Genomic DNA, 23783 nt, shown 5'->3' with positions numbered 1-23783 from the left:
TTTAGACAACCACCTGTTCTTTGTAGGCTAACAATCGATGATCAGGCAGCGTAATCTTCAAAGATTTCCCTTTCGAGAGATCCATCCGGTGCGCCATATGAGCCGATAAATCTACAAGCAAATTCTGATTATATAGCTTTGATTCCTTTTCTATTATTTTCACTTTCACACGATAGACAGGACCTTTGAATTCAACTGCTTCAATCACTGCATTTGCTCCGCTGTCATTCGTAACCTGAACATGCTCAGGCCGTATCGCCATCAGGTGATTTGTGTCAGAGTTCAAGAAATTCATAGAACCGATAAAGTTCGCAACAAATGGCTGATTAGGCTGATGGTACACTTCCTGCGGTGTACCCGCCTGCATAATTTGAGCATGATTCATGACGACAATCCTATCTGCCATTGTTAATGCTTCCTCCTGATCATGCGTGACCATAATGGTTGTGATCCCAATCTTTTCTTGAATGGCCCGAATTTCATACCTCAGTTTTTCACGCACCTTTGCATCAAGCGCTGATAACGGTTCATCAAGCAGCAGGAAGTCCGGCTCAAGTGCAATCGCTCTTGCAAGTGAAACACGCTGCTGCATACCGCCTGAGAGCTGTGCCGGATATTTGTCCTTAACATGCAGAAGATCTACTAGATTCAGAGCTTCCAGGGCTTTCTCTTTCACTCTTTTTTTCGGAACCTTGCGGGTTTTCAGTCCGAATTCGATATTTTGAAGAGCTGTTAGATTAGGAAACAGCGCATAGGATTGAAACACGATTCCGAAGTTGCGTTTAGCCGGAGGCAAACCTGTAATATCTTTGCCATTCACATAAACACATCCTGCATTTGGTTCCTCAAGTCCTGCAATGATGCGCAGCAGGGTTGTTTTTCCGCATCCGCTCGGTCCGAGCAGACAAACAAATTCATTTTTACGAATGTCAAAAGATACATTGTTAAGAGCTGTAAACTGATTGAAGTTTTTACTTACTCCTTCGACCTTCAGATAGGAATTCGGCATCTTTATACCAGCCTTTCTAATGGATTTGGCGAGAAACTAAGTCCTCGCCCAGCCTCATTTTCTTACTCTTTTGGTTCTGCTTTTTCCCCAAATTCAGCTTCCCACTTCTTAAGAATCATGTCGCGGTTTTCTGCAGCCCAATTCAGATCATTTTTTTTGTACATTTTATCTTGTACACCTTCAGGAAATGCCTCTGCTTTTTCAAACTTGTTTTCCATTGTTGAAAATCCATTTGCATCGTAATATTTCTTCATCACATCATCTGTAATCGCCCAATCTAAGAAAGCTTTTGCAGCTTTTTCATTTTTCATCTCATTTTTAGCAATAAGTCCATTCGCTTCAACATCCCAGCCCAAGCCTTCTTCAGGGAGGATGACATCTACAGGGGCACCATCTTGTTTTTGTGTGACACCACTGTATACTAATGAAATTCCAATTGGATATTCGCCAGCTGCAGATAGCTTAGCAGGCTTTGACCCGGAATGTGTGTAGGTACCGATGTTTTCATGCAGTTTTTCCATGTATTCATAGCCTTTGTCTTCGCCCATCATCTGCAGCCATGCATTTACCGTTAAGTATCCTGTGCCTGATGATGCAGGGTGAGGCATAACGATTAACCCTTTGTACTCAGGTTTCGTTAAATCTTCATACGTTTTTGGAATTGGCAGGTTTTTCTTTTCAAGCTCCACTTCGTTTACAACTATCCCAGTCATAAATGCTGTATTTCCAACCCATTTTTCAGGCTGATTGGCATCTTTATATTCCGGAAGAATTTTATCTGAATCCTTTGGGGTATAGCCTTCCAGCATTTCTTTCCCATCCAGCGCCAGCAGACTTGAAGCAGCCAGTCCCCAAACAACATCTGCTTCAGTATCTTTACCTTCTGCTAAAAGCTTAGCTGTGATAATTCCGGTTGAATCGCGGACAATATTTAAGTTAATATTCGGGTATTTCTCCTCAAACGATTTTAAGTATTCTGGAATAAGTTCTTCTTCAATAGCAGTGTAAACCGTAAGTTCACCTTCTATTTCTTTGTTTGCTTCTCCGTTTGTTGCATTTGACCCGCAAGCAGCCAACAGTGTGAAAGACATAAGTAAAACGAAAAGCTTAAGAATGTGGTTTTTCATTGTTTTTTCTCCCCGTTTAGTATTTTTCCTTACAAATACAATATAAAACCACAATGTTAAGCAAATATTAACGTGGAGTTAAGAATTTGTTTTGTGTGCTTTTTTGTTGTATTCCTTTGTCTTTAAAATCAAAAAGAAACAGAGGGGACCATGCCCCTCTGTTCTTCTTAAGCAGCTTTCTTTATAAATTTTTTTCTGTAATAAATCGATAATCCGACGATTAAAGGCGTAATCACGATTGTCGGCAGGAACCACAAGAGGATACTAACTGATTCTATTGCAAGCAGCCTTGGAGCTCCAAATACCATAAAAGCCGTGATCGTCGAAATGCAGCAGGCAAGCATACCGGAAAAATGCTCAAACCACCAATGCATTTTCTTTTTCGGTTTTTGAAGCCAATATGAAAGCTGGGAGATTCCAAGAAATATACCAACAAGCGGAAACCATGTCAGCAAAGGAACGTCATTTACACCCCCGTAGATGCACATTCCAATTCCAGATGAAAGGAGCAGCAAAGGATAGAAGAGATCAAGTACATTTCTGTGCCGATCCTTTCGATTTTTATACCGAAGGACACGAATGCCATAATAAGCTGCTGCTGAGCTTAAAATGGCAATAAAAATTAAAAACCATGAAAATGAAACGAGCTCTGGATTTGCATGCTGGTCAAAAAAAATGCGGTATGCACCCATATAAAAAGCGCTGATTGCCACCACAATCATACCGCCGGTATAAACCCAGCCTGTTACCCGGTGGGCCTTGCCTCCTTTTTTCGTGACGATTGGAACCCAAAAGACAAACAAAGCAATAAATCCGCCAATAATATGAAGGATTTTAAAAAATTGAAATAACTCCACGTGAATCACTCCCATCATTTTACTTTACCATTTTTTACATTATTTTCTTATTATCATTTGTGTTAATTTTTTATCTCAATGCAAAAAGACTGCGTATCATACATACCCGCAGCCTTACTTTCAATTTAAAGTTTAAGAGATTTGTCTCTTTTTTTTCCAAGATTACGCAAAAACTCATTGCTCATGCCGTCTCCCGCTACTAAGGCATTCCGTTTATTCGACTGTATCGCCATAGCAACCCCTGTAATGATCAGCAGCGATCCAATAAATTGGATGGAACTTACCGTTTCTTTTAAAATCAGATAACCTGCCATCATTGCAATAAATGGCTCCATATTTAATAGCAGTGATGCATTGGTAGAACCGACCTTGGAAATACAATGATTCCAAATAAGCGGACAGATTCCATGCATGATAATGCCGGTCACTATGAGCAATAACCACATACCTGCCGGTGCAGTTCTCGTTAGGCTGACGTCCGAGAATGGAAGGGCGGCTGTCATGAATACCATGCCAAAAAAGCTGGAGTAAAAGGTTATGATTCCAGAAGAGAAACTGTTTGCGTATCTTTCAACCATAACCATAAAACAAGAAAAAGATAACATAGTAAGAAAGATGTATCCCTCTCCAGCACCGATTACAATAGAACCTTTTTTCACGATAACCAGAGTCACACCTGCAAAACTAAGCATACTCCAAGCCCAAAAGAGGATTTTCTTTGCTTCCTTAAATAATACAAAATTAATAAACGCTGTGAAAATGGGTGCAGTCGCTAAGATAAGTGCCGCAGTAACAGGTTCTGCTTTTGTTAAACTTGCATAGAAACTCCAATGATTTAATGTAACACCAATGAATCCGATCATCATAAGAAATAGGACGCCCTTTTTAAATGGCTGATGAGCGGTAACAACTTTAAACAAAATGATAAATAAAAAGAGATTGATGAAAAGGAGCCGTATGAATGCAATTTCCATTGGACGGAAATAGTTTATCAGGATTGCTCCAAAGATAAAGTTACTGCCCCAGCAAATGACACAAAAAAGAAGGCCCATATAGATGAACATGGGCTTTCTCATAAGAATATGCTTCATACTGTATACTCTAATTTACTTAACGTTCCGTATACAATTTCCCCATTTATCATGATGGCTTTCCGATCTGGACGTCTTGCAACTGCTTCTGCTGAGGAAGCAGCCTCTATGAAAATGAAATTTGCTTTATCTTCAGCTTTCGGCCATAGATATTCTCCTTTATTTGTTAACGCTGTTACGCCTCCCGTTGCCCACTTTAACGTGCTCCGAAGCGACACCTCATCAATTCTGCGGCTAATTTGTGCATATTTTTGAACCTTCTCGAGCACATCTCCATTCCCATGAGGACTCCATGAATCATAAAAACCATCACAGCCAAAGTGGACATCTACGCCATGAGCATCTAAAAGCTCGATTGGCGGTAAAGATTTTGTAAGAGGAATGGTTGACATAATTGAGACACCATTTTCCCTTAAGCGTTCTGCAAGTGCTCTTTGCTGAGCTTCAGGAACCTCTCCGATACAGAAAGCATGGCTGATAGCAGAGCGGTTCTGCCAGTTCGCTTCTTCAACGTAATCCATCCACTTATCTATTGTATAGGTTCCTACGTTTCCTCCATCGTGTAAATGAATATCAACGTCTGCGTTAAACTCTGCAGCAATTTCCATTGTTTCGTATAATGATTTCTCAATCGAGCGGTCGATACCAGCAGGGTCCAGTCCTCCGACCATTGTAGCTCCATTTCTCATCGCTTTTCTCATTAACTGCGGAACATCATCTCTTAATAATCCATGCTGCGGAAAAGCAATGACATCAGCGGTAATCACACCTTTGAACTCTTCTAGTGCTTCAAGAACACCTTCTAAATTTTTCAGACCAATATAGGGATCAATGTTAACATGCGTTCTGATGTGGGTTGAGCCTTTGGATAAGATCATTTCAATCATGCTCATTGCCCGTTGCTTCGCTGTTGGTGCAAGTTCTTTTAGTTCCTGCGCTTCAAAATGGAGCCGTTCATTTAGATTCTTTACTGGCTTGCAAGCCTTCCAATCCAAAGATAGATAGGTTTTGTCCAAATGGTTATGCATTTCCTTGAAGGTTGGAATCGCAAGTAATCCGTTTGCATCAATCACTTCTGCCTGTTCTGAGATACTTTCAGTATGGTGCAGCCGCTCCATAATTTTTCCCTCTTTAATTCCAATATGGAATAGATCTGTTTTCGTTTCAATAAGTCCATCTTCGTTAAGCTGATTTCCCACCTCTAATTTAACGTTCTTCAGCCATTTCAAGTTCATCATTCCTTTCTAAGCAAGATTGATCTGCTTTATTCCCATTCTTATAGACAGATACAATTCGTGCTCTTCTTGCAACAGCTTCAGCTGAACAGCTTGCATCCACTAAAATAAAGTCTGCCTGGTCCCCAACTTTCGGCCACACTTGTTCACCTGCATCATTAAGAGGAGTGACACCGCCTGAGGCATATTTCCAAGATCTATTTAATGAAAATTCATCAATACAACGGAAACGTTCCGCTAAAACACTTAATTTTTCCACTGTATCCCCAGTTCCAAATGGAGACCAATGATCAGTAAGACTGTCGTGGCCAACAGATACTTTTAATCCATGTTTATCTAATGCAGGAATTGGAATAGTATGACGATTTATCGGAACAGTAGTTGTAATATCAATTTCTTGTTCTTTTAAAACATTCATAATATCTACGAGCGGCTGACCTTCTAGATCACCCAGTGCAATGGCATGACTGATTGTCACTTTCCCCTTCATTTTGGCTTCTTTCGTAAAATCAGCAAGACGTTCAAAAGTAAAGGCTCCTAATGAATTAGGTTCATGGAGATGAATATCTATACCTGCATTGTGTTCTGCCGCAATATCAAATGTTGTCCACAAAGATTTTTCAATATTTCGGTCGATTGTCGCTGGATCCACTCCGCCTACATGTGTTGCTCCATTTTTCATTGCATCTCTGATTAATTGCACAGAGCCGCTTCGCAATAACCCGTGCTGAGGGAAGGCAACAATTTCATAGGTTATGAAATTTTTATATTTTTCTAGCGCATTTATTGTTATTTCAAGATTTTTCAGGCCAGATGTCGGTTCAACATTACAGTGTGTTCTGATATGTGTATGGCCATTTTGCAGCAGCAGCTCAATCATTTTCTCTGCGCGTTCTTGAGCAAATGGGAATTGTTTAGGCAGCAGGTCCTTTTCTTCCTCAATTCTGGTAAAGATGCCATTTGTAATTGGACGACACGCTTTCCACGGACCGCTAAAATACGTTTTATCAATATGTATGTGCATTTCACGAAAGGATGGCAGCATGAGCTTTCCTTTTGCATCAACAACAGGTAAAGAATTCTTGATCTCGTTTTCATCTGCTGTCATGGACGTTAGCTTTCCATTTTCTATTTTCAAATGAAACTCTTGCGCAACGGTCCCCGTAACTGTGCCATTTTCCTTTTTAAAACCCGTTTCAAGCCTGACATTTTTCAGCCAAAATGTATTCACTGTAAAGTTCCCCCCATATTGATTTTTTCTATTAACCAAGGATGGTGACCCGGAGCGTTTTTTCGCCTGAGCCACCTATTCCTCTTACTCTAGTGTAACGTCATTTACCATTAAATAGTTGACAGCATTAAGCCAGAAGTCATTTACTTCATTGTTATATATGGCCATGTGCTCGTAGTTTCTTATTGGAATGTACACAGCGTCGTCCATTTCGATGGCCATCGCTTCCTCATACAGCTTTTTTCTCACTTCTGGATCTGTTTCTTTTCTGGCTTGTTCAATTAATTGATCGACTTTTTTGTTCGTATAGTAGAAATGATTTCCCGGAGAACCATGAGAGTCGGAGTGGAACAAGTTATACTGATTATAATCTCCATCTCCTGTGGCATTTCCCCACCCTCCAATAAACATATCTTGTTCACCTTTATCCACCGCTTCAATATAGGCTCCATACTCTAATACTTGAATATTTACGTTAACGCCAATCCCTTTTAACTGTGACTGAATGACCTCTGCCATGTTAATTCTCTCTTTACGGTCACTTGTTATTAACGTTAACTCCAATCCGTCTTTGAAGCCGGCTTCTTTCAGCAAATCTTTTGCTTTATTTGGATTATACTCGTATGGCTTTATTTCTTTGCTGTATCCGAACACTTTTGGGCTCATTGCCGCATTGGCCAGTGTTCCTGCTCCGTTGTAAACCCCTTTTATTATCGCTTCTCTTTCTATGGCAGAAGAGATCGCTTGGCGTACCTTCACATTATCAAAAGGAGCTTTTTGTGTATTAAATCCAATGTATTCAACGGCCAGTCCTTCTGTCCGATAGAGGTTAAGAGTGTCTGAGTTATTAATTCTATCAATTTCCGTTACAGGCACCTGATCATTGATATGGGCTTCTCCTGTTTCAACCATCGCAATACGAGTAGAATCCTCTGGAACAACTTCAAATTCAATCCCATCAATAAGAGGTTTCTCTCCCCAGTATTTATCATTTTTCACAAGGGTAATGGACTCGCCTGATTTCCAGGATTCAAATTTAAAAGGTCCAGTTCCTACTGGTTTTTTTGATAAGGTATCTGAACTTTCTTCAATTGCTTTGGGACTTATAATACTCCCTTCATTACTGGCTAAAATCGAAAGGAGAGGGGCATATGGCGTACTAAGTTTGATTTGAACCTTGTTCTCATCAAGAACGTTTACTTCCTTAATCATGCCGAGCTTATCCTTTTGAGGGGAGCCTGTCTTTGGATCTATCAAACGATCCAAGGTTTTCTTTACAGCATCTGCATTAAACTTGGAGGTGTCGTGGAAAGTAATCCCTTCATTTAAAGTGAATTCCCATGTTATATCATCAGTCTGTTCCCAGCTTTTAGCCAATCCGGGAACAATTTTCATGTCCTTATCAAATGTGACCAATGTTTCATAAACCTTTTGATATAAAACATTTGCCGAGGGAATATCCGTAATAAAATGAGGATCCAGATTCGTGGCATCAGATAGTCGAACGACCTTTAGAACCCCCCCTCTCTTCTTTCCGCTTTCATCACTTGATGCTGTTTCATTACTGGTATTGCCTGTAGAACATGCTTGCACCAAAAGCATCGACATGATGATGAATAGAACCATAAGACCTTTCATACTCTTCTTAAGTTTTCTTGAATTCCTCATTTTTCCCCTTCTTCCTTTTTTATGTTTGCAAGGCTTAATTGCATTATAAAAAAGAAATCACAGAATTTTTTGCAATATCTTTACTTGTTTTTTTACTATTTTGACAATTCTAAAAGATTGTCTATTTTTTTCTTTCTGCTTCCACTATCTTTAGGTTACACAAAAAAATTTCATGAGGGGGACACATGATGACGACAGAACTAAAGGCTGAAGAGGTACAAAGAAGCTTTTCTGAACCTGGCCCAACACTGTTCATCGGAAGGTTACGACAATTTTGGGAAATCTTTTCTAAAAACAAAGCAGCCGTAGTCGGCGGGGCGATTATCCTTTTTTATATTTTAATTGCCCTTTTTGCTCCGCTCCTTGCTGCACATGATCCATTTGAAATTCAATTAGACAAAAAGCTTCAGCAGCCGAGCTTTGAGCATTGGATGGGAACAGATGATAAGGGAAGGGATATTCTGGCAAGAATCCTCTATGGATCAAGATTATCCATGGGAATCGGATTTGCTGCAGTTTCATTTGGGGCATTTTTCGGAATTATCATGGGACTTGCAGCAGGATATTATGGCGGCTGGGTTGATACAATAATCAGCAGGATTTTAGATGTTATGCTCGCTTTCCCTGGGATTCTATTAGCACTTGCCATTATCAGTGCGCTAGGACCAAGTCTAGTGAATGTCATGATTGCTGTTGGAATATTTTCGGTTCCTTTATTCGCAAGGGTAGTGAGAGGCTCAACTCTTGAAACAAAAAAACTCGAATATATCGACGCCATTCGTTCATTGGGAGCAAATGATGGGACAATTATTTTCAAGCATATTCTGCCGAATATCCTATCACCTATCATCATTCAAGGAACATTGCGCTTAGCAACAGCTATTCTTTCAGCCGCAGGTCTTTCTTTCTTAGGCTTGGGAGCTCAGCCCCCTTCACCAGAATGGGGAACGATGCTATCCAGCGGCAGAGATTTTCTGTTCAGTGCTCCATATATCGCATTATTCCCAGGGCTCGCCATTTCTGTTCTTGTTCTCGGGTTTAACTTATTTGGAGACGGATTGCGCGATGCCTTGGATCCGCGGCTAAAATCATAATGAACCGGAGGAGAAAATTGTGATATTTTATATTTTTCGAAGATTACTGGAAATAATCCCAGTCATATTTGGAGTAACACTCGTTGTATTTCTAATTATGCAGATGGTGCCAGGGGATCCAGCAGTATTACTTGCAGGTGAAGGTGCATCAAAAGAAACAATCAATCAAATACGAGAAGAATTAGGTCTAAATGGACCTCTGTACATGCAATATGGCGACTATATCCTCAATGTCTTTCAAGGAGACTTGGGAACATCATTAAAAAGTCAGCAGCCTGTCCTTCAAGAGGTCCTTGCAAGACTGCCTATTACAATTGAATTAGCGTTCTACAGCATAATGATTACCATTGTCCTTGGAATGGCAGCAGGTATTATCTCGGCAGTAAGACCATACTCTCCTACTGATATTACTGTCATGATTGTGGCCTTATTAGGTATTTCTCTTCCAAGCTTCTGGCTTGGGATGCTTTTAATGTATGTTTTCTCCGTTAAATTGCATCTATTGCCTGTTGCAGGGTGGGACAGTATCCTCCACATTATTTTACCTGCTTTTACCCTTGGGTTAGGAGGCGCTGCAATCGTAGCCAGAATGACCCGCTCGAGCATGCTTGAAGTTGTGCGAAAGGATTATATTCGCACGGCTCAAGCGAAAGGTCTAAAAGGTTACGTCATTATTTATAAACATGCACTTCGAAATGCACTAATACCAGTTATCACTGTAGTAGGACTTCAATTTGGGGCTTTACTTGGCGGAACAGTTTTGATCGAATCCGTTTTTGCCATTAACGGTCTCGGGCGTATGATCGTAGATTCCATACGCATGCGGGATTTGCCAATGGTACAAGGCGGCGTTCTTATCGCCTCCCTCGTCTTCGTTTTTGTTAACTTATTTGTTGATATTTTATATCGATTCTTTAATAAACGAATCGAGTTAAATTAGGAGTGATCAGGTATGGATAAAAAAGTTGTGCTGAAAGTAAATAATCTCAAAACCTATTTTTCATCAAAAAAGGGCGTAACCAAAGCTGTCGATGGCATTGATTTTGTTCTGCATGAAGGGGAAACTCTTGGGATTGTCGGGGAATCAGGCTGTGGAAAAAGTATGACATCGCTTTCCATCCTTCGTCTTATCCCTTCTCCCCCGGGAAAAATTGTTGATGGAACAATTAACTTTAAGGGGAAAGATATTTTACAAATGTCTGAGAAAGAGCTGCGTCAGATGAGAGGAAATCAAATTTCGATGATTTTCCAAGAACCAATGACCTCTTTAAATCCAGTCATACCGGTTGGAGAACAAATTGCTGAAGCGATACGGGTTCATCAAAGGCTGTCTAAAAAGGACTCGTGGAAAAAAGCGGTTGAGATGCTGGATCTCGTTGGGATACCTTCTCCTGATAAACGGGCAAAACAGGAGCCCTTTCAGTTAAGCGGCGGAATGCGTCAGCGGGTAATGATTGCAATGGCTCTAGCTTGTAATCCGGAGATATTAATTGCAGACGAACCGACTACAGCACTTGATGTAACTATACAAGCGCAAATCCTGGAATTAATGAAAGATCTTCAAAAGAAATTAAATATGGGCATTATTTTTATCACTCATGATCTTGGTGTTGTTGCTGAATTATGTGACAAAGTAGCTGTAATGTACGCAGGTCAGATCGTTGAATACAGTACAACCGAACAGCTATTTGTAAACCCGAAACACCCATACACGACCGGTCTCATGTCCTCTCTGCCTAAACTGCATGAAGATCAGGAAGAATTACAAACAATGAAAGGAAATGTCCCTTCGCCATACGATATGCCGAAGGGATGCCGTTTTTCTCCTCGATGTCCGCTGGCAACAGCGCAATGCCATGAGGAGGAACCATCTCTTGCTACTTTAGAGGATGGCAGTCAAATTCGCTGTTTCCTTTATACCCCAGACTCACAAAAAAAAGGAGTGAAGGCAAAATGACAGAAGCGATAGCTGTAAAAAAGCCATTATTAGAAATCAGTGGACTCAAGCAATACTTTCCTGTTAAACGTGAATCTCTGTTTCAGCCCAAACAGGAAGTAAAAGCAGTTGATGACATCAGCTTCACCCTTTATGAAGGGGAAACATTAAGTATTGTTGGGGAATCGGGATGCGGAAAATCAACTACCGGCCGTGCTATCCTGCAGCTGGAAAAACCAACTGAGGGAGTCATTAAATATAATGGAATAGACCTAACCAGTCTATCTAAAAGAGACCTAAGAAAAATGAGAGGTGATATTCAAGTTATCTTTCAGGATCCATATGCATCATTAAACCCGCGTCAAACCGTAAGAAAAATTTTGAAAGAAGCAATGACTATTCAGAAGGTGCTTCCACCATCACAGCAAGAGCAAAGAATGAAAGAACTCATGGATTATGTCGGTCTTCCCCTTGCTTCATTAGACCGTTTACCTCATGAATTCAGCGGCGGCCAAAGACAAAGAATCGGCATCGCCCGTGCGCTTTCAGTTAACCCTAAAATCATCATTTGTGATGAAGCCGTCTCTGCTCTCGATGTTTCCATTCAAGCACAGATTTTGAATTTATTAAAACGGCTTCAAAAAGAGCTGCAATTAACGTACCTTTTTATTTCACACGATCTTAGTGTAGTAAGACATATTTCTGATCGTGTGATGGTCATGTACTTAGGAAAGCTTGTAGAGGTAGGATCAAAACACCAATTGTTTCAGGAGCCGCAGCATCCCTATACAAAAGCATTACTATCAGCAATTCCAGTGGCAGAAATTTCAGTAAAGAAAAAAGAGAGAATCATTTTAAAAGGAGATGTTCCTTCTCCTTTAAATCCGCCGTCCGGATGCAAATTCCATACTCGCTGTCCTTTAGCGACAGATCTATGTATAGCTGAACTCCCCCCTATGATTGGAAAAGATGGTCATTTTTCCCGCTGTCATTACGTTTAATAGATGTTTTCAGAATCTTCTTTTTCTACTAGAATAGATACATAATTAGTTCGGGGAGTCTTACAATGATTACACTTGAGTCCTTTTCCTTCTATATAATGATTTGTGTTTTAGCCCCTTTACTCGGGGCTTTTAGCTTATTGTTCTTATTCATTTTTGAGAAAAGATTAGATCAATTAAAAAAGGAAAAAACAGAGTTAATGCTGAAACAGGAGCTTCAAGAAGCAAAATACAATCAGCTTAGCCGTCAAATACAGCCGCATTTCTTTTTTAATACACTGAATGTCATCCTTAGTTTAGCAAGATTAAACAGAAGAGAAGAACTGATTTCCTCCATCGAAGTTCTCTCTAAATACTTAAAATTCAAATACAAAGAAACAGAGCCTTTCATCACGATTGAAGAGGAAGCAAGATACACACAGTACTATCTGGATATTCAAAAAATCCGATTCAGAGAAAGACTTGAAATCATATGGAAAACTGAGAATGAGGTTTTAAGCGCCCTTATCCCGCCTTTCTTATTGCAAACTCTTGTTGAGAATTCTTTTAAACATGGATTGGAAAAGACACCCGGCAGTGTCAAATTAATCATCTCTATTAAAGAAGAAAACGAACATATTCAATTAGATGTATGGAATACCTCTTCTCCTGAAGTTGATTACGCATCTTATCAGGAAGACGATGAAATAGGCTTAGGTCTATTGAATATTCAAAAAAGGCTGCAAATGCTGTTCCCGCTAAAACAGACCTATCTTAAACTGCAGCAAGAAGAGCATGGGACAAACGTTCAAACTCTCTGGCCAAAATTATTGATAGAAAACCGCTATAATTTCCAAAAGGAGAGTTAAATATGCATATACTGCTTGTCGATGATGAACCTCTTGAACTAGAACAACTCGAATATATCATACAGCACCGTTTTCCTTATTGGACTATCCATAAAGCAATTGATGCATCAAAAGCTGTAAAAGTAATGAATGAATATCCTATTTCACTTGCTCTGCTGGATATTCAGCTGCCAGGAAAGTCCGGCATTGAACTAGGTCTAGAATTAAAAAGGCTAAAAAAACTTGACATCGTAATGGTAACCGCCTATCAGTCTTTTGATTATGCACAAGCTTCCATTCGATTAGGAGCAAAAGATTATATTACCAAGCCGATTATTGAAGAAGAGCTGTGCAAGGTGTTAGAGAACTATCAGCATTCGGATGTTCAATCACACATCATTCAAGAAGCAATAAATATTATCCATGAACAATATAGCCAAAAACTCTCCCTCTCCTTTCTGGCGAATCAAATCCATATCAACAGTGCCTATTTAAGCAGGAAGTTTCACGAAGAAATGAAAATCAGTTTCTCTGAATATCTAAATGACTATCGAATTGAAATGGCGAAACAATTACTGCAGGAATCAGAGAAATCCATATCTTCTATTTCAGAAGAGTGCGGATTTAATAGCCAGCATTATTTTAGCGTTTTATTTAAAAAACAGACTGGTTTATCACCGAGAGAATACAGGCTTAGAGAGAAGGTTTAATTATGAAGCAGGGAGTCTATCATCACTATATTCAAGGAGGCATTAAATTCGGGATTGCATATGGCGTCGTTTCTCTTTTAGCGAGATGGATTACAGGCAATACCATTCTTTCATCACCAGAAACACTTGTTAAATATGGACTTTTAGGAGGTGTGGGCTACGCATTAATGGGTGCCTTTGCTCTCTTTTCTTTTGGCTGGATTGCCCCGATTATACGAGAACGCTTTCCAGATGCCATGACAATTGGCGATGTCTTAACGACAAGGCTCAAGGGGAATTCCTACTGGTTTGTCATGACAGTCTTATTGATTACAAGTATTGACTCCCTCTTTATACAGTCCCTTGGGGCAGGTATATTGCTTCATTTGCTATTTGACATTCCTGTTTTTGTTGGGCTGTTCATTTTTTTTGTATACTGCTTTTTACTGGGTGGAATTGGCGGTATGAAGAAAATTCATCAATTTGAGGGGGTACATATTTCCCTTATTTTTGCTGCTATTATTCTAATACCCGTTTATTTTTTTATCCAAGAAGGGATTTTTCCTGTTTATGATGGCCTTCATCTCTACCATCCCTACTTATTATTTCTCAAAAACAGCTCTGTCACCCCCTTTGTCCTTACTGCTCTATTAATCGGATTTGGGCAGGTCTTGATAGATAGAGCCAGCTGGCAGCGACTCTACATTATTGAAAAAAAGAAAATCAGGACATCATTCATGATGGCAGGCATTATTTGGGCAACCATTCCCATTGCCTTCTCCGGAATGATTGTCATAGCGATTTTCAGCCAAGGATATGAAAATCTTTATTCCGTACTCTTCCAGCTCATTGATAAAATGGACTCATTATTTTTATTATTGCTGTTTATCGGCTGCTGCTTCAGTGCTCTAGCATCTACAGTGGGCGCCGAACTGCATGCAACATCTATTATGATTATCCGAAATATGCTTACTGACAAATTTAATTGGAACGAACGTACCCAGCTTAAAAATACTTACATCGCTGCGGGTATTCTCTCTCTGTCGCTGTTTGCAATTAGTTCTCTTCTGTCTCCCAATTTACTTGAGCTCATTTTCTTTTTTGGGCAAGTCTATGCATCGATTATCCCAACAATGGCAGCAGTTATTTTCTACCGAAAGGAAATTCCCGCTTACTTGCCGTACTGCTCATTAGCAGGATGGACGGCCGGAACAATATCCCTTTTTTATCAATCTTCCATTTTCTCCATTTGGATCAGCTTTTTCACAGCAAGTATACTGGTCTTCCTTTATCTTGTAATGAATAAAGCGAGGTATGATTATCGTGGAAATAATTAAGATTCAGCCTCTCTGAGCCCCATACTCACCGAAAGACCATAAGAGCAAGAATGAGGACGAAATGGATCCAGCTTCCTTGTTAAAATAGGAACATCCAAAACATTAGGAGGCTGGAAAATGAACAAAATAAATACGTTTAATGAGCTCCACTCAACAGAAGATTTATTATTTTTAGGCAATGCCTGGGACCAGCTGTCTGCTTTGGCACTTGAAAAAGCAGGGTTTAAAGCAATTGGCACGACAAGCTTTGGAATTGCCCGCTCTCTTGGATTTACAGATGGTGAAAACATTGATTTTGATAGTCATTTAAAGATTATTAAAAGGATTGCTGATTCTGTTAAAATCCCCGTTTCTGCAGACATTGAGGCTGGTTATGGAGAAGACATGGATACAATCGTTTCTAATGTGTTAAGAACAGCTGATGCAGGTGTCGCAGGTATAAATATTGAGGATTCACTGAAGAAACAAATGGGACTTAAAGAAGTTGAACAGCACAGCCGCTTATTGTCAAAAATGAGAACAGAGTTAGATCGTACTGGCTTTGAAGGATTTTATATAAATGCCAGAATCGATACGTATCTCCAAAAGGAACATCCTCTTTTGGAAACAATCGATCGGGCAAAGGCATACGCAGAAAGCGGAGCCAGCGGAATTTTTGTTCCCGGATTGTCAGCAGATGAAGAAATAAAGGAAATTGTCTTTCATGTAAACGCTCCGCTTAATATTTTATCTTTACCTGGGCTAACGAATGGTACTAAGCTTAAAGAATTAGGAGTTAAACGCTTCAGCTTCGGAAATGCACTATCTGACAAAATGATATCTTTATTAGAGATGAATGCCGCTCACTTATTAGAGTATAGCGATACTGCACACTTATACGAGAAATAACCTTGAGGCGGGGTGTCCTATTATGCCGGATGTTAACCTTTCTTTTGAAGAAAAGTGGGAGAAAATCATTGCTTGTGATCAAACCTATGATGGGTTATTTTTTACGGCAGTGAAAACAACTAAAATTTATTGCCGTCCTTCTTGCCGATCCAGAAAGCCTAAAAAAATAAATGTTGAATTTTACAATGACCTATTAAGTGCAGAACAAGCCGGATTCCGTGCCTGCAAGAGGTGTCAGCCAGAAATAGAACACTCTCCCCATCTTGTACTTGTCAGAAAGGTTATTGCTTTCCTGGTAAACAATTATAATCAAAAGCTCCAATTACAGGATATTGCAGAACATGCCGGAGTAAGTCCGTTTTATCTCGAACGGCTATTCAAACAGGAAACGGCTGAAACTCCACGATCCTATTTGGAAAAAATAAGAGTCGACAAGGCTGCCCATCTTCTGATAAGCACGGACAAAAATAATCTGGATATTTGCTTTGAAACTGGATTCCAAAGTCCTTCAAATTTTTACAAGATATTTCGCCGTTTGAAAAATTGTTCGCCAAGTGAATATCGAAACCTTTCCAGTTAAAGACATTGAAGGAACCAAAATTAAAAGGCTCTGCCTTTTTCAGGTAAAGCCTTTTGATTGAATAGAATTGATATGGAATTTATAGCTGTCTCTCCGCTTTTTGCAGTAAAACGTTGGCCAGTTCCGATAAGCTTTCTGTCGTTTTATTAATTTCTTGAATGGAATCAACAATTGCGTCCAAATCCACTTTATTCCGCCCAAACATTTCCATGTAATTCTCCATCTCCATTTTTACAGTTATCAGACCGCTTCTAACTTGTGCAATTTGAGATTGGGAGGTTTGAGTTGAATCATTCATTGAACTCATGATAGAGACAATCGTATCCATATGCTTATTGCTGTTTGATATTAATGAGTTAATTTCGTTGCTCGTTCTCTTGGAATCTTCCGCAAGCTTTCTGACTTCACTGGCTACAACAGCAAAGCCTTTTCCATGATCTCCTGCCCGTGCAGCTTCAATTGATGCATTTAGAGCCAGTAAATTCGTTTGATCTGCAATGCCTTCAATTTCTTTTGTCATTCTCGTAATTTGATCTGATATGCCTTTAAGGTTGCCGATGCCTTCAAGAGAGTTTTCCACTTTTTCAATAACCTCTCCAAACGCTGAAACCATTTCGTCCATTTGCTCTTCGTTCTTGTTCGTCAAATTAAGGAGGTTTTTGCTGCTTTTTTGAGTTGATTGAATTTCTTCCCGGATTTGTTCGGCCTTTGAGCTTGTATCGTTCATAGTGGAGTCTGTAAGCTGAACAGATGCCGCCATTTCCTGGCTGATGGAAGACAGCTCCCGTTGAAGGTTTACATTTTCTTCGTTCAGATCATTCAGCTCATTCATTCTTTTTTGCATATATTGATCAACTACTAACTGTGAATCCAGATTTATTGCATGTGTAAGAGCCAGCAGGGCCACAGAGAGTTTTTGAGGCTCATTTTGAAGCACCTGAATGACTTGTGGAATCAGCAGGGAGCTGATTGCCGAGTATGTCGCCAAAAACCATGTAACAGGCAAGTGAGCACTGTTATGCGTTCCGCCGATACGGTTTCTCATCTCAAAAAATCGTTCATCCATTTCACCGCTCAGGAGACTTTTAAAATAATCAGCAAACACTGTTTTTAAGCGTGCTCTTGTCGTATGATCCATAGCAATCCTGCTTAATACAGGCTGCTTAAATAAGTGATTCAGAACTGATTCAAGGAGCTCATCAAGCAGCGGCAGGACAACTGGCTTCAGTTCTTTTAATGTTTCGAGCTGTTCATTGGTATAACCCATGTATGCAAGCCTCGAAGATAATTCTTTATCTTCAACAAATACCATCTGTTTATTATCAGGAAACCCCATGACAGGATTAAATGTTTCTGCCGTCTGTTTTTTTGAGAAAAGTTTCAGCATGCTCGTACCCCTTATTTTTAATTAGTGAATTGATTTCTATTATTAAGAAGATCTAAAAACGTTCAATCTTTAAAAATGACATTCTATTCTTACTATCGGCATAAAAAGATAAAACTAAAGTCCCAAATCTATTTATTGTCCGCAAAAAAAAGCGCAAATCTTTTGTGATCTGCACTTTGTCCTCACTCTATGTATCCCTTCACGCCTTATTGTACAAGGGAATGTTTAAATGCATAAATAACGGCTTGTGTGCGGTCCTGCACGCCGAGCTTGCTTAAGATATTGCTGACATGGGTTTTTACTGTTTTTAATGCTATAAATAACTCATCGGCAATTTCCTGATTCGTTTTTCCTTCTGCCACGAGCAGCAGAATTTCCATCTCCCTGGCGGTCAGCTCATCATGAGGGTTATGAATAGGTTTTTGACGCATTTTCATCATCATTTTCCCAGTTACCTCTGGTTCGAGAACAGATTGCCCATGAAACGTATTCCGGACTGCATTTGCGATTTCGCTTGCTTTAGATGTTTTCAGCATATAGCTTGTGGCGCCTGCTTCTAGAGCAGGATACACTTTTTCATCGTCCAAAAAGCTTGTGACAATAATGATTTTGGCTTCTGGCCAGTTCTCGATGATTTGTCTGGTTGCTTCAATCCCGTCCATTCCTTCCATGACAAGATCCATTAAGATTATGTCAGGACGGAGCTCGAGTGCAAGTTCGATTGCTTTAAAGCCGTTATCAGCTTCGCCGACTACTTCGATGTCGCTTTGAGCAGCTAAATAGGATGACACACCAATCCGCACCATTTCATGATCATCTACAAATAAAACTTTAATCATTATTCTCACCCCTTACAATTGGTATTTTAACCTCGAGCTTCGTTCCTTTTCCGGGGAAGCTCACTATTTTCATCGTGCCGCCAAGCAGAGCTGCACGTTCGTGCATATTCTGCAGACCATAGCTTCCTGTCTTAGCTGCATCTACTTTAAATCCTGCTCCATCATCCATCACTCTAAGCAATATCAGATCATCCCGTTGAATAAAAAGCACTTCAAGTGTTTCTGCTTTTGAATGGCGCAGAGTATTTGAAACAGATTCCTGGAGGATGCGGAAAAGGTGATCTTCAATTCCTTTATCAAGCTTCATCTCTTCCATTTTCCATGAGATCTCCATCGGAACCTTCTGCTGCAGCTCTTCTAACAGCTCCTGCATTCCTTCGTGAAGCGTTTTCCCCTTTAGGGCAGCCGGTCTGAGATGCAGAAGAAGAGCCCTCATTTCCAGCTGAGACTGATGAATCATCTGCTCGACAATGCTTAATTGTTTATTTTCTGCCTCACTGCGATGATCAGCTGATTCATTGACTGCCGACATCATCATGGATGCTGCAAAAAGCTGCTGACTGACTGAATCATGAAGCTCCCTTGCAAGCCTGTTGCGCTCTTCAGAAACTATTTTTTGAATGCGCTTTTCCTGCTCTTCCGCTTTTTCATTTGCAAGCTTTTGAGAAAGCTTTGTTTGCTCTGTCATGTGCTTTTGAAGATTGCGCAGATGTATCCAGATTTTTTCAAACTCTCCTGATTTTCGGCTAAAAGCGCCATCTACATACTTTCCCTGCTCCAGCTGTGAAAGTCCATCCGACAGCTGTGCAATATCGCTTCGCAGAAAAATCCCCGAGAGAAAGCCGAGAAACAAGCCAATTAAAAGACTGACTGCAGGAACGAAATAGATTAAAGGAAGATCCAGCATTTCGCTTTCCCATAAAATGCTCCAGTCATCAAGCGGAAACATAACAAAAAAACTGGCAGATAAGAAGATGAGAACGGAAAAAGAAATGGCTGCACCTAAAGCCATTTGCCGAAAAATGCTGCTCATATCCTTTTCACCTCTAGATCACCAACTATCGAAGATGTCACCACTTTTACCTTTTGCACGGCATCCTCATAGCCTTTTGTCTGATACGAAACAACCTGATTAAAAAACTTTGGCTCACGATGTTCAAAGATGGATACTGCTCCGGCCCATGAAGAATGCTGAAAAGCTGCATCAAGCTCATAAGGGAGAAGGATTTTTACATTTCCGATGACATTCCGGATCACGATGATGCATTCTTCCTTCGGCAATACGGTGTTGCTGAGATCGATGATCGTGTCTCCGATTCCGCTTTGGATATTAATATCATTCCATTCATAGATTTCTTCTGCAGAAGTCTGCTGGCCAAAAACGTTGTTGCCGAACAGTGGTTTCTTATAAACAACATCTTCTTTTTGCAGAGAAATGGATTCTTTGATTTCAGGTGTAATAACAGCGGGCGTTTTTTTAGACTGCCTGTATTGAAACAATAAATAAATAGCGAAAGCGAAAATCAAAAATTTTACTGCCCATAAATTCATGACCGTGATAATCAAACTTATTAAGCCAAACCAAAAGAGAAGTTTTCCCGTTTTCCTGGCAAGGCGTTTTTTCCCAAGATATATGCAGATTGATGAGAAAAACAGAAAAAAGATAAGCCCTCCATGATCAAACAGGACTTCAAGCATAAGGAGCACGATTCCAATGAGTAAAATATACGTCATCATATCAGCGTTCGCTTTTTTGAGCATATGGGCTTACCTCCTTTCCTTCCCGATTTTGTTTTTAAAAAGGCGCAGAAACCTACGCCTTCTCTAGAATACCATGTTTTTATTGTGTAATAGAATCTTCTTTTTTAAGTTCTTTTTCAAGCTGTGCAATTCTGCCATCAATTGTATTGCGGTGATAGCCTGTATTGACCTGATGCTCTAATCGCTCAAGATAGTTTTCCATCTCATCAAAGCGGCCATACGAACCAGCCGAATAGCTGCTGTTGTCTAATACTTTGTTCATGCGGTGAGAAGCGCGTGCTGTATTTTCACGGCCCATCAGTTCCATGCGCTTGATATACATGTCCTTTAGTTTATGCTTCATTTCTTCATACTTGCGTTCAAGATCTTCTAATTGACGGGTTACTTCTTTTAAGGATTCGCTCAATCTTACTGTACGCTCCTGATACTGTTCATGTTCTCTCACTGCAAATTCATGCAGTTCTGTCTCGCCGGCCTGTGCTGCAATTTCTGCCTGGCGCTTGCGTTTTTCAGTAAGGTGCTCTGCCTGCTTATATTCGCGTGTGAATTCCTCTTTTAATAAATACTGTCTTTCCACAAGGTTTCGGACCTTATCAGTTTCCTGCTCACATTCTCTTAAGTATTGATTCAGCAGAGCGATTGGATTTTTCTGCTCTTTTTGATCCAGAATTTCGTGAAAATCTGCCTTGATTGTTTCCTTAATTCTTGTAAACAAATTACTCATTTTTTACCTCTCCTCTTTCAATTATTGATTTTTTTTCATTTCTGCCCATTGTCTTTCAAAATTTGTGAATGGGTCGTTTGTTTCTTTAAAAGCAGTCTTTTCTTTGTTGTTCCATTTCTTATAGACAATATAAAGGATGTAAGCTGCGACTGCGCCAAGTACGGCTGGAAGATTTGATGCCGACGCACATAAGGCAATGATTCCGGCGATTGCCCAGAAAACTTTCATTCCAGTTGAATCAGTCTTCATGAATCCTTTATACGAGTAATAAAGGATAACCAGACTGATGGCCAGTGCCAGCATTGGGGCAAGATTTGCGAGCAGGACTATGGCTGCTATTCCCCCTGCGATCAATAAACCGAATTTTTTCATATTCTGTTCCTCCTTTCTATATCTCTATCCTACCTTCCCTGCGGTTTTCTCATAACGAGCCAGAGCTTTATTTTGAACTAAGACTTGAGGCGTAGCAGTCCATGAGACCGCATGGTCCAACATTATTCCTTCTAATATATTAAATTTTTATATAATTTTAAAAATTCCCTCTTGTCCGATACTTATTTCCTTGTTATCATAATGAACATTCAACTATGTAACTACAGGAGGCATTTTAGTGAAAAAGCAATATTTTATTGGTTTACTTATTTTTATCCCATTTTTACAGATTATCTTGCTTCCTTTCGTAAACAGGATCGATCCGATCATACTCGGATTGCCGTTCCTTCACCTCTGGCTCTTCCTGTGGATTGCCCTGACTCCTTTATGTACGTGGGGAATCTTTAAAATCCAAAAGAATCAGGGAGGTCTTGAATGATGCAGCAGGGAAATGTGACAGCACTAAGCATTACGATATTCATTATTTTAACGGTTGTATTAATTGGATTTTTAGCCGGACGTGATAAAGCATCGAGAAGCTCTGTTGAAGAGTGGTCAGTTGGAGGCAGAAAATTTGGAGGACTGCTTGTCTGGTTTTTAGTAGGTGCAGATCTATACACCGCTTATACCTTTCTTGGTTTGACCAGTACAGCATTTCAGGCCGGGAGCATTGCCTTTTTCGCGATTCCTTATTCGGTGCTCGCGTACTTTATCGCTTATTTTTTCCTTCCGAAGCTCTGGAAGGTGGCAAAAGAATTTCAGCTGACAACACTTGCAGATTATGCACGCGAGCGCTTTGACAGCAAGCTGCTTTCGTCGTTAATTGCTATCGTTGGCGTACTTATGCTGATTCCTTATATCGATTTGCAGCTCAGCGGTATTATGGATACATTGCGTGTTGCGGGAACTGGATATATTAATGTAACCGTCGTTGTTATTACTTCTTTTTTCTTAGTTGCACTGTATACTTTCTTCAGTGGAATCAAAGGTCCAACATACACAGCCATTATTAAAGATGTTCTTGTATGGGCCATTATGCTTTTCATGGTTGCATCTCTTCCAATCATTCACTTTGGGGGATGGACACCGATGATCGATAAAGTAGTGACAGAAGCTCCCCAGCTTTTAACGATCCCTGAATCAGGACCAAAAGGGCTGATGTGGTTCTCTAGTGCGGCAGTTGTCTCTTCTCTTGCCCTGTTTATGTGGGCTCATGCTGCTACAGGTGTATTTACAGCCAGAAGCGCAGATGCCATCCGTAAGAATTCGATATTTTTGCCTTTATATAATGTCGTATTAATTCTTGTCATCTTCTTGGGATTCATTGCTTTTCTCGTTCTGCCGGGAGATACGGATCCGCGATTTGCGCTGCTGACGCTGATTCAGACATCCTATGGCGGTGTTGCACAGGGCCTCGCTTATTCAACAATTGCCCTTGCTTCTCTCATTCCATGCTCCATCATGGCGATTGGCGCATCGAATTTATTCGCTAATAATATCTATAGAGATTTAATCAATCCCCGAGTAAAACCTGCAAAGCTGACAATGATTACAAGAAGCATGGTTTTTCTGGTAATCGGTTTAGCCTTAATCTTTGGATTATTATTTCCGACTGCTCTTGTATCCCTGCAGCTGCTTGGGGTATCAGGAATGGTTCAGATATTCCCTGCCATCGTGCTCAGCCTTTTTTGGCAAAAGCAGACGAAGGAAGCAACCATTATCGGTCTCCTCGTAGGACTGACGGTAACATTCACAGTATATGGAACAGGCCTTTCTTTTGGAGTTTATGAAGGTTTCTGGGGATTATCAGCTAACTTCTTGACTCTATTCATCTTAAATCCGATTTTTTCAGCAAAAACAAACCATGTTGCCAAATTCCTTTTTCAGAATAAAAAGCAGCATGAACCTATCAGAAAAGGCGCTTAATAAAAAACAGGTACATTACATAAATGTACCTGTTTTTCTTTTATTACCTATTCAAAGATTGAATTTCACTTTGTACCCGATGCGTTTGAAATGTTATGGTGCACACTGTAAAATCAGTCAACACAACGATATTAATGGCGAGATCTTCACTACTTCAGATATACAATACATAAAGCATCCGGCCACAGCCTTTTTATAAAGGGG

24 protein-coding genes are annotated in these 23783 nt (G+C 40.1%); 11 read left to right on the top strand and 13 right to left on the bottom strand.

The annotated features are described in order from the left end of the window. Window position 1: 1 nt before the first annotated feature. The 7 genes from K8L98_RS02970 to K8L98_RS02940 all read right to left on the bottom strand — a co-directional run bounded on the left by K8L98_RS02970 (window position 2) and on the right by K8L98_RS02940 (window position 8218). Window positions 2-1009, bottom strand: coding sequence for an ATP-binding cassette domain-containing protein (locus tag K8L98_RS02970; protein ID WP_223439561.1), 1008 nt, complete (start codon window positions 1007-1009; stop codon window positions 2-4). A gap of 62 nt (window positions 1010-1071) precedes the next feature. Continuing rightward, window positions 1072-2136: a putative 2-aminoethylphosphonate ABC transporter substrate-binding protein gene (locus K8L98_RS02965; protein ID WP_420828820.1), complete on the bottom strand. Its 1065-nt coding sequence runs from the start codon at window positions 2134-2136 to the stop codon at window positions 1072-1074. 167 nt (window positions 2137-2303) lie between these two features. Next, a complete protein-coding gene (locus tag K8L98_RS02960) occupies window positions 2304-2993 on the bottom strand; it encodes a DUF2306 domain-containing protein (RefSeq protein ID WP_223439559.1) in 690 nt (229 codons plus the stop codon). Between the two features lie 125 nt (window positions 2994-3118). Next, window positions 3119-4084 (bottom strand): DMT family transporter, encoded by a 966-nt coding sequence (locus tag K8L98_RS02955; protein WP_223439557.1) that lies wholly within the window; start codon window positions 4082-4084, stop codon window positions 3119-3121. Further along, window positions 4081-5322 (bottom strand): amidohydrolase, encoded by a 1242-nt coding sequence (locus K8L98_RS02950; protein ID WP_223439554.1) that lies wholly within the window; start codon window positions 5320-5322, stop codon window positions 4081-4083. The genes K8L98_RS02955 and K8L98_RS02950 overlap by 4 nt, the downstream gene beginning before the upstream one ends. Beyond that, a complete protein-coding gene (locus K8L98_RS02945; RefSeq protein ID WP_223439552.1) occupies window positions 5291-6550 on the bottom strand; it encodes an amidohydrolase family protein in 1260 nt (419 codons plus the stop codon). Before K8L98_RS02945 ends, K8L98_RS02950 begins: the two co-directional genes overlap by 32 nt. Before the next feature lie 84 nt (window positions 6551-6634). Next, complete coding sequence (locus K8L98_RS02940; protein ID WP_223439550.1) at window positions 6635-8218, bottom strand: glutathione ABC transporter substrate-binding protein; 1584 nt, start codon at window positions 8216-8218, stop codon at window positions 6635-6637. 188 nt (window positions 8219-8406) lie between these two features. Here K8L98_RS02940 and K8L98_RS02935 point away from each other — a divergent pair, with 188 nt between their 5' ends. From K8L98_RS02935 to K8L98_RS02895, 9 genes are all read left to right on the top strand, one after another. After that, entirely contained in the window at window positions 8407-9312 is a 906-nt protein-coding gene (locus K8L98_RS02935; RefSeq protein WP_338037012.1) for an ABC transporter permease, read from the top strand. Window positions 9313-9331: 19 nt separating this feature from the next. Next, entirely contained in the window at window positions 9332-10252 is a 921-nt protein-coding gene (locus tag K8L98_RS02930; protein ID WP_223439548.1) for an ABC transporter permease, read from the top strand. 12 nt (window positions 10253-10264) lie between these two features. Beyond that, window positions 10265-11269: an ABC transporter ATP-binding protein gene (locus K8L98_RS02925; protein ID WP_223439546.1), complete on the top strand. Its 1005-nt coding sequence runs from the start codon at window positions 10265-10267 to the stop codon at window positions 11267-11269. Beyond that, complete coding sequence (locus K8L98_RS02920; protein WP_223439544.1) at window positions 11266-12249, top strand: ABC transporter ATP-binding protein; 984 nt, start codon at window positions 11266-11268, stop codon at window positions 12247-12249. The genes K8L98_RS02925 and K8L98_RS02920 overlap by 4 nt, the downstream gene beginning before the upstream one ends. A gap of 65 nt (window positions 12250-12314) precedes the next feature. Beyond that, window positions 12315-13097 carry a sensor histidine kinase gene (locus K8L98_RS02915; protein WP_223439542.1) on the top strand — a complete coding sequence of 261 codons (783 nt, stop codon included), beginning with the start codon at window positions 12315-12317 and terminating at the stop codon, window positions 13095-13097. A gap of 2 nt (window positions 13098-13099) precedes the next feature. After that, a complete protein-coding gene (locus K8L98_RS02910) occupies window positions 13100-13786 on the top strand; it encodes a response regulator transcription factor (protein WP_223439539.1) in 687 nt (228 codons plus the stop codon). Between the two features lie 2 nt (window positions 13787-13788). Further along, a complete protein-coding gene (locus K8L98_RS02905) occupies window positions 13789-15102 on the top strand; it encodes an SLC5/6 family protein (protein WP_223439537.1) in 1314 nt (437 codons plus the stop codon). A 117-nt stretch (window positions 15103-15219) separates the two neighbouring features. After that, window positions 15220-15990 carry an isocitrate lyase/PEP mutase family protein gene (locus K8L98_RS02900; protein ID WP_223439535.1) on the top strand — a complete coding sequence of 257 codons (771 nt, stop codon included), beginning with the start codon at window positions 15220-15222 and terminating at the stop codon, window positions 15988-15990. 22 nt (window positions 15991-16012) lie between these two features. Further along, on the top strand, window positions 16013-16570 hold the full coding sequence (locus K8L98_RS02895; protein WP_223439533.1) for a bifunctional transcriptional activator/DNA repair enzyme AdaA: 558 nt from the start codon (window positions 16013-16015) through the stop codon (window positions 16568-16570). Window positions 16571-16649: 79 nt separating this feature from the next. Here the strand turns inward: K8L98_RS02895 and K8L98_RS02890 are convergent, their stop codons facing one another. The 6 genes from K8L98_RS02890 to K8L98_RS02865 form a co-directional block, all read right to left on the bottom strand. Continuing rightward, window positions 16650-17957: a globin-coupled sensor protein gene (locus K8L98_RS02890; RefSeq protein WP_223439531.1), complete on the bottom strand. Its 1308-nt coding sequence runs from the start codon at window positions 17955-17957 to the stop codon at window positions 16650-16652. Between the two features lie 206 nt (window positions 17958-18163). Further along, window positions 18164-18796, bottom strand: a complete 633-nt coding sequence (locus K8L98_RS02885) for a response regulator transcription factor (RefSeq protein ID WP_223439529.1) — start codon at window positions 18794-18796, stop codon at window positions 18164-18166. Then, the gene (locus tag K8L98_RS02880) at window positions 18789-19829 is read right to left on the bottom strand and encodes a sensor histidine kinase (RefSeq protein ID WP_223439527.1); all 1041 of its coding nucleotides are present in this window, start codon (window positions 19827-19829) and stop codon (window positions 18789-18791) included. The genes K8L98_RS02885 and K8L98_RS02880 overlap by 8 nt, the downstream gene beginning before the upstream one ends. Next, a complete protein-coding gene (liaF, locus tag K8L98_RS02875) occupies window positions 19826-20557 on the bottom strand; it encodes a cell wall-active antibiotics response protein LiaF (RefSeq protein WP_223439525.1) in 732 nt (243 codons plus the stop codon). Before liaF ends, K8L98_RS02880 begins: the two co-directional genes overlap by 4 nt. Before the next feature lie 79 nt (window positions 20558-20636). Next, entirely contained in the window at window positions 20637-21281 is a 645-nt protein-coding gene (locus tag K8L98_RS02870; RefSeq protein WP_223439523.1) for a PspA/IM30 family protein, read from the bottom strand. A gap of 21 nt (window positions 21282-21302) precedes the next feature. Further along, window positions 21303-21653 (bottom strand): lmo0954 family membrane protein, encoded by a 351-nt coding sequence (locus tag K8L98_RS02865; protein WP_223439521.1) that lies wholly within the window; start codon window positions 21651-21653, stop codon window positions 21303-21305. Between the two features lie 238 nt (window positions 21654-21891). Here K8L98_RS02865 and K8L98_RS02860 point away from each other — a divergent pair, with 238 nt between their 5' ends. Together K8L98_RS02860 and K8L98_RS02855 are read left to right on the top strand one after the other, a co-directional pair. Next, entirely contained in the window at window positions 21892-22092 is a 201-nt protein-coding gene (locus K8L98_RS02860) for a DUF3311 domain-containing protein (RefSeq protein WP_223439519.1), read from the top strand. Continuing rightward, window positions 22092-23579 carry a sodium:solute symporter family protein gene (locus K8L98_RS02855; protein ID WP_223443093.1) on the top strand — a complete coding sequence of 496 codons (1488 nt, stop codon included), beginning with the start codon at window positions 22092-22094 and terminating at the stop codon, window positions 23577-23579. The genes K8L98_RS02860 and K8L98_RS02855 overlap by 1 nt, the downstream gene beginning before the upstream one ends. Window positions 23580-23783 lie beyond the last annotated feature (204 nt).

This window comes from Metabacillus dongyingensis, from assembly GCF_019933155.2.
GTDB classification, from domain to species: Bacteria; Bacillota; Bacilli; order Bacillales; family Bacillaceae; genus Bacillus_P; species Bacillus_P dongyingensis.
The sequence above is the reverse complement of the archived record's forward strand: the minus strand, read 5'-3'. Positions and strand labels throughout refer to the sequence as shown.

Bases quoted from the DNA above. Each gene is read 5' to 3' on its own strand.
- K8L98_RS02970 (WP_223439561.1), bottom strand. From the start codon at position 1,009: ATGCCGAATTCCTATCTGAAGGTCGAAGGAGTAAGTAAAAACTTCAAT.
- K8L98_RS02965 (WP_420828820.1), bottom strand. From the start codon at position 2,136: ATGAAAAACCACATTCTTAAGCTTTTCGTTTTACTTATGTCTTTCACA.
- K8L98_RS02955 (WP_223439557.1), bottom strand. From the start codon at position 4,084: ATGAAGCATATTCTTATGAGAAAGCCCATGTTCATCTATATGGGCCTT.
- K8L98_RS02950 (WP_223439554.1), bottom strand. From the start codon at position 5,322: ATGATGAACTTGAAATGGCTGAAGAACGTTAAATTAGAGGTGGGAAAT.
- K8L98_RS02940 (WP_223439550.1), bottom strand. From the start codon at position 8,218: ATGAGGAATTCAAGAAAACTTAAGAAGAGTATGAAAGGTCTTATGGTT.
- K8L98_RS02935 (WP_338037012.1), top strand. From the start codon at position 8,407: ATGACGACAGAACTAAAGGCTGAAGAGGTACAAAGAAGCTTTTCTGAA.
- K8L98_RS02925 (WP_223439546.1), top strand. From the start codon at position 10,265: ATGGATAAAAAAGTTGTGCTGAAAGTAAATAATCTCAAAACCTATTTT.
- K8L98_RS02920 (WP_223439544.1), top strand. From the start codon at position 11,266: ATGACAGAAGCGATAGCTGTAAAAAAGCCATTATTAGAAATCAGTGGA.
- K8L98_RS02915 (WP_223439542.1), top strand. From the start codon at position 12,315: ATGATTACACTTGAGTCCTTTTCCTTCTATATAATGATTTGTGTTTTA.
- K8L98_RS02910 (WP_223439539.1), top strand. From the start codon at position 13,100: ATGCATATACTGCTTGTCGATGATGAACCTCTTGAACTAGAACAACTC.
- K8L98_RS02905 (WP_223439537.1), top strand. From the start codon at position 13,789: ATGAAGCAGGGAGTCTATCATCACTATATTCAAGGAGGCATTAAATTC.
- K8L98_RS02900 (WP_223439535.1), top strand. From the start codon at position 15,220: ATGAACAAAATAAATACGTTTAATGAGCTCCACTCAACAGAAGATTTA.
- K8L98_RS02895 (WP_223439533.1), top strand. From the start codon at position 16,013: ATGCCGGATGTTAACCTTTCTTTTGAAGAAAAGTGGGAGAAAATCATT.
- K8L98_RS02890 (WP_223439531.1), bottom strand. From the start codon at position 17,957: ATGCTGAAACTTTTCTCAAAAAAACAGACGGCAGAAACATTTAATCCT.
- K8L98_RS02885 (WP_223439529.1), bottom strand. From the start codon at position 18,796: ATGATTAAAGTTTTATTTGTAGATGATCATGAAATGGTGCGGATTGGT.
- K8L98_RS02880 (WP_223439527.1), bottom strand. From the start codon at position 19,829: ATGAGCAGCATTTTTCGGCAAATGGCTTTAGGTGCAGCCATTTCTTTT.
- liaF (WP_223439525.1), bottom strand. From the start codon at position 20,557: ATGCTCAAAAAAGCGAACGCTGATATGATGACGTATATTTTACTCATT.
- K8L98_RS02870 (WP_223439523.1), bottom strand. From the start codon at position 21,281: ATGAGTAATTTGTTTACAAGAATTAAGGAAACAATCAAGGCAGATTTT.
- K8L98_RS02865 (WP_223439521.1), bottom strand. From the start codon at position 21,653: ATGAAAAAATTCGGTTTATTGATCGCAGGGGGAATAGCAGCCATAGTC.
- K8L98_RS02855 (WP_223443093.1), top strand. From the start codon at position 22,092: ATGCAGCAGGGAAATGTGACAGCACTAAGCATTACGATATTCATTATT.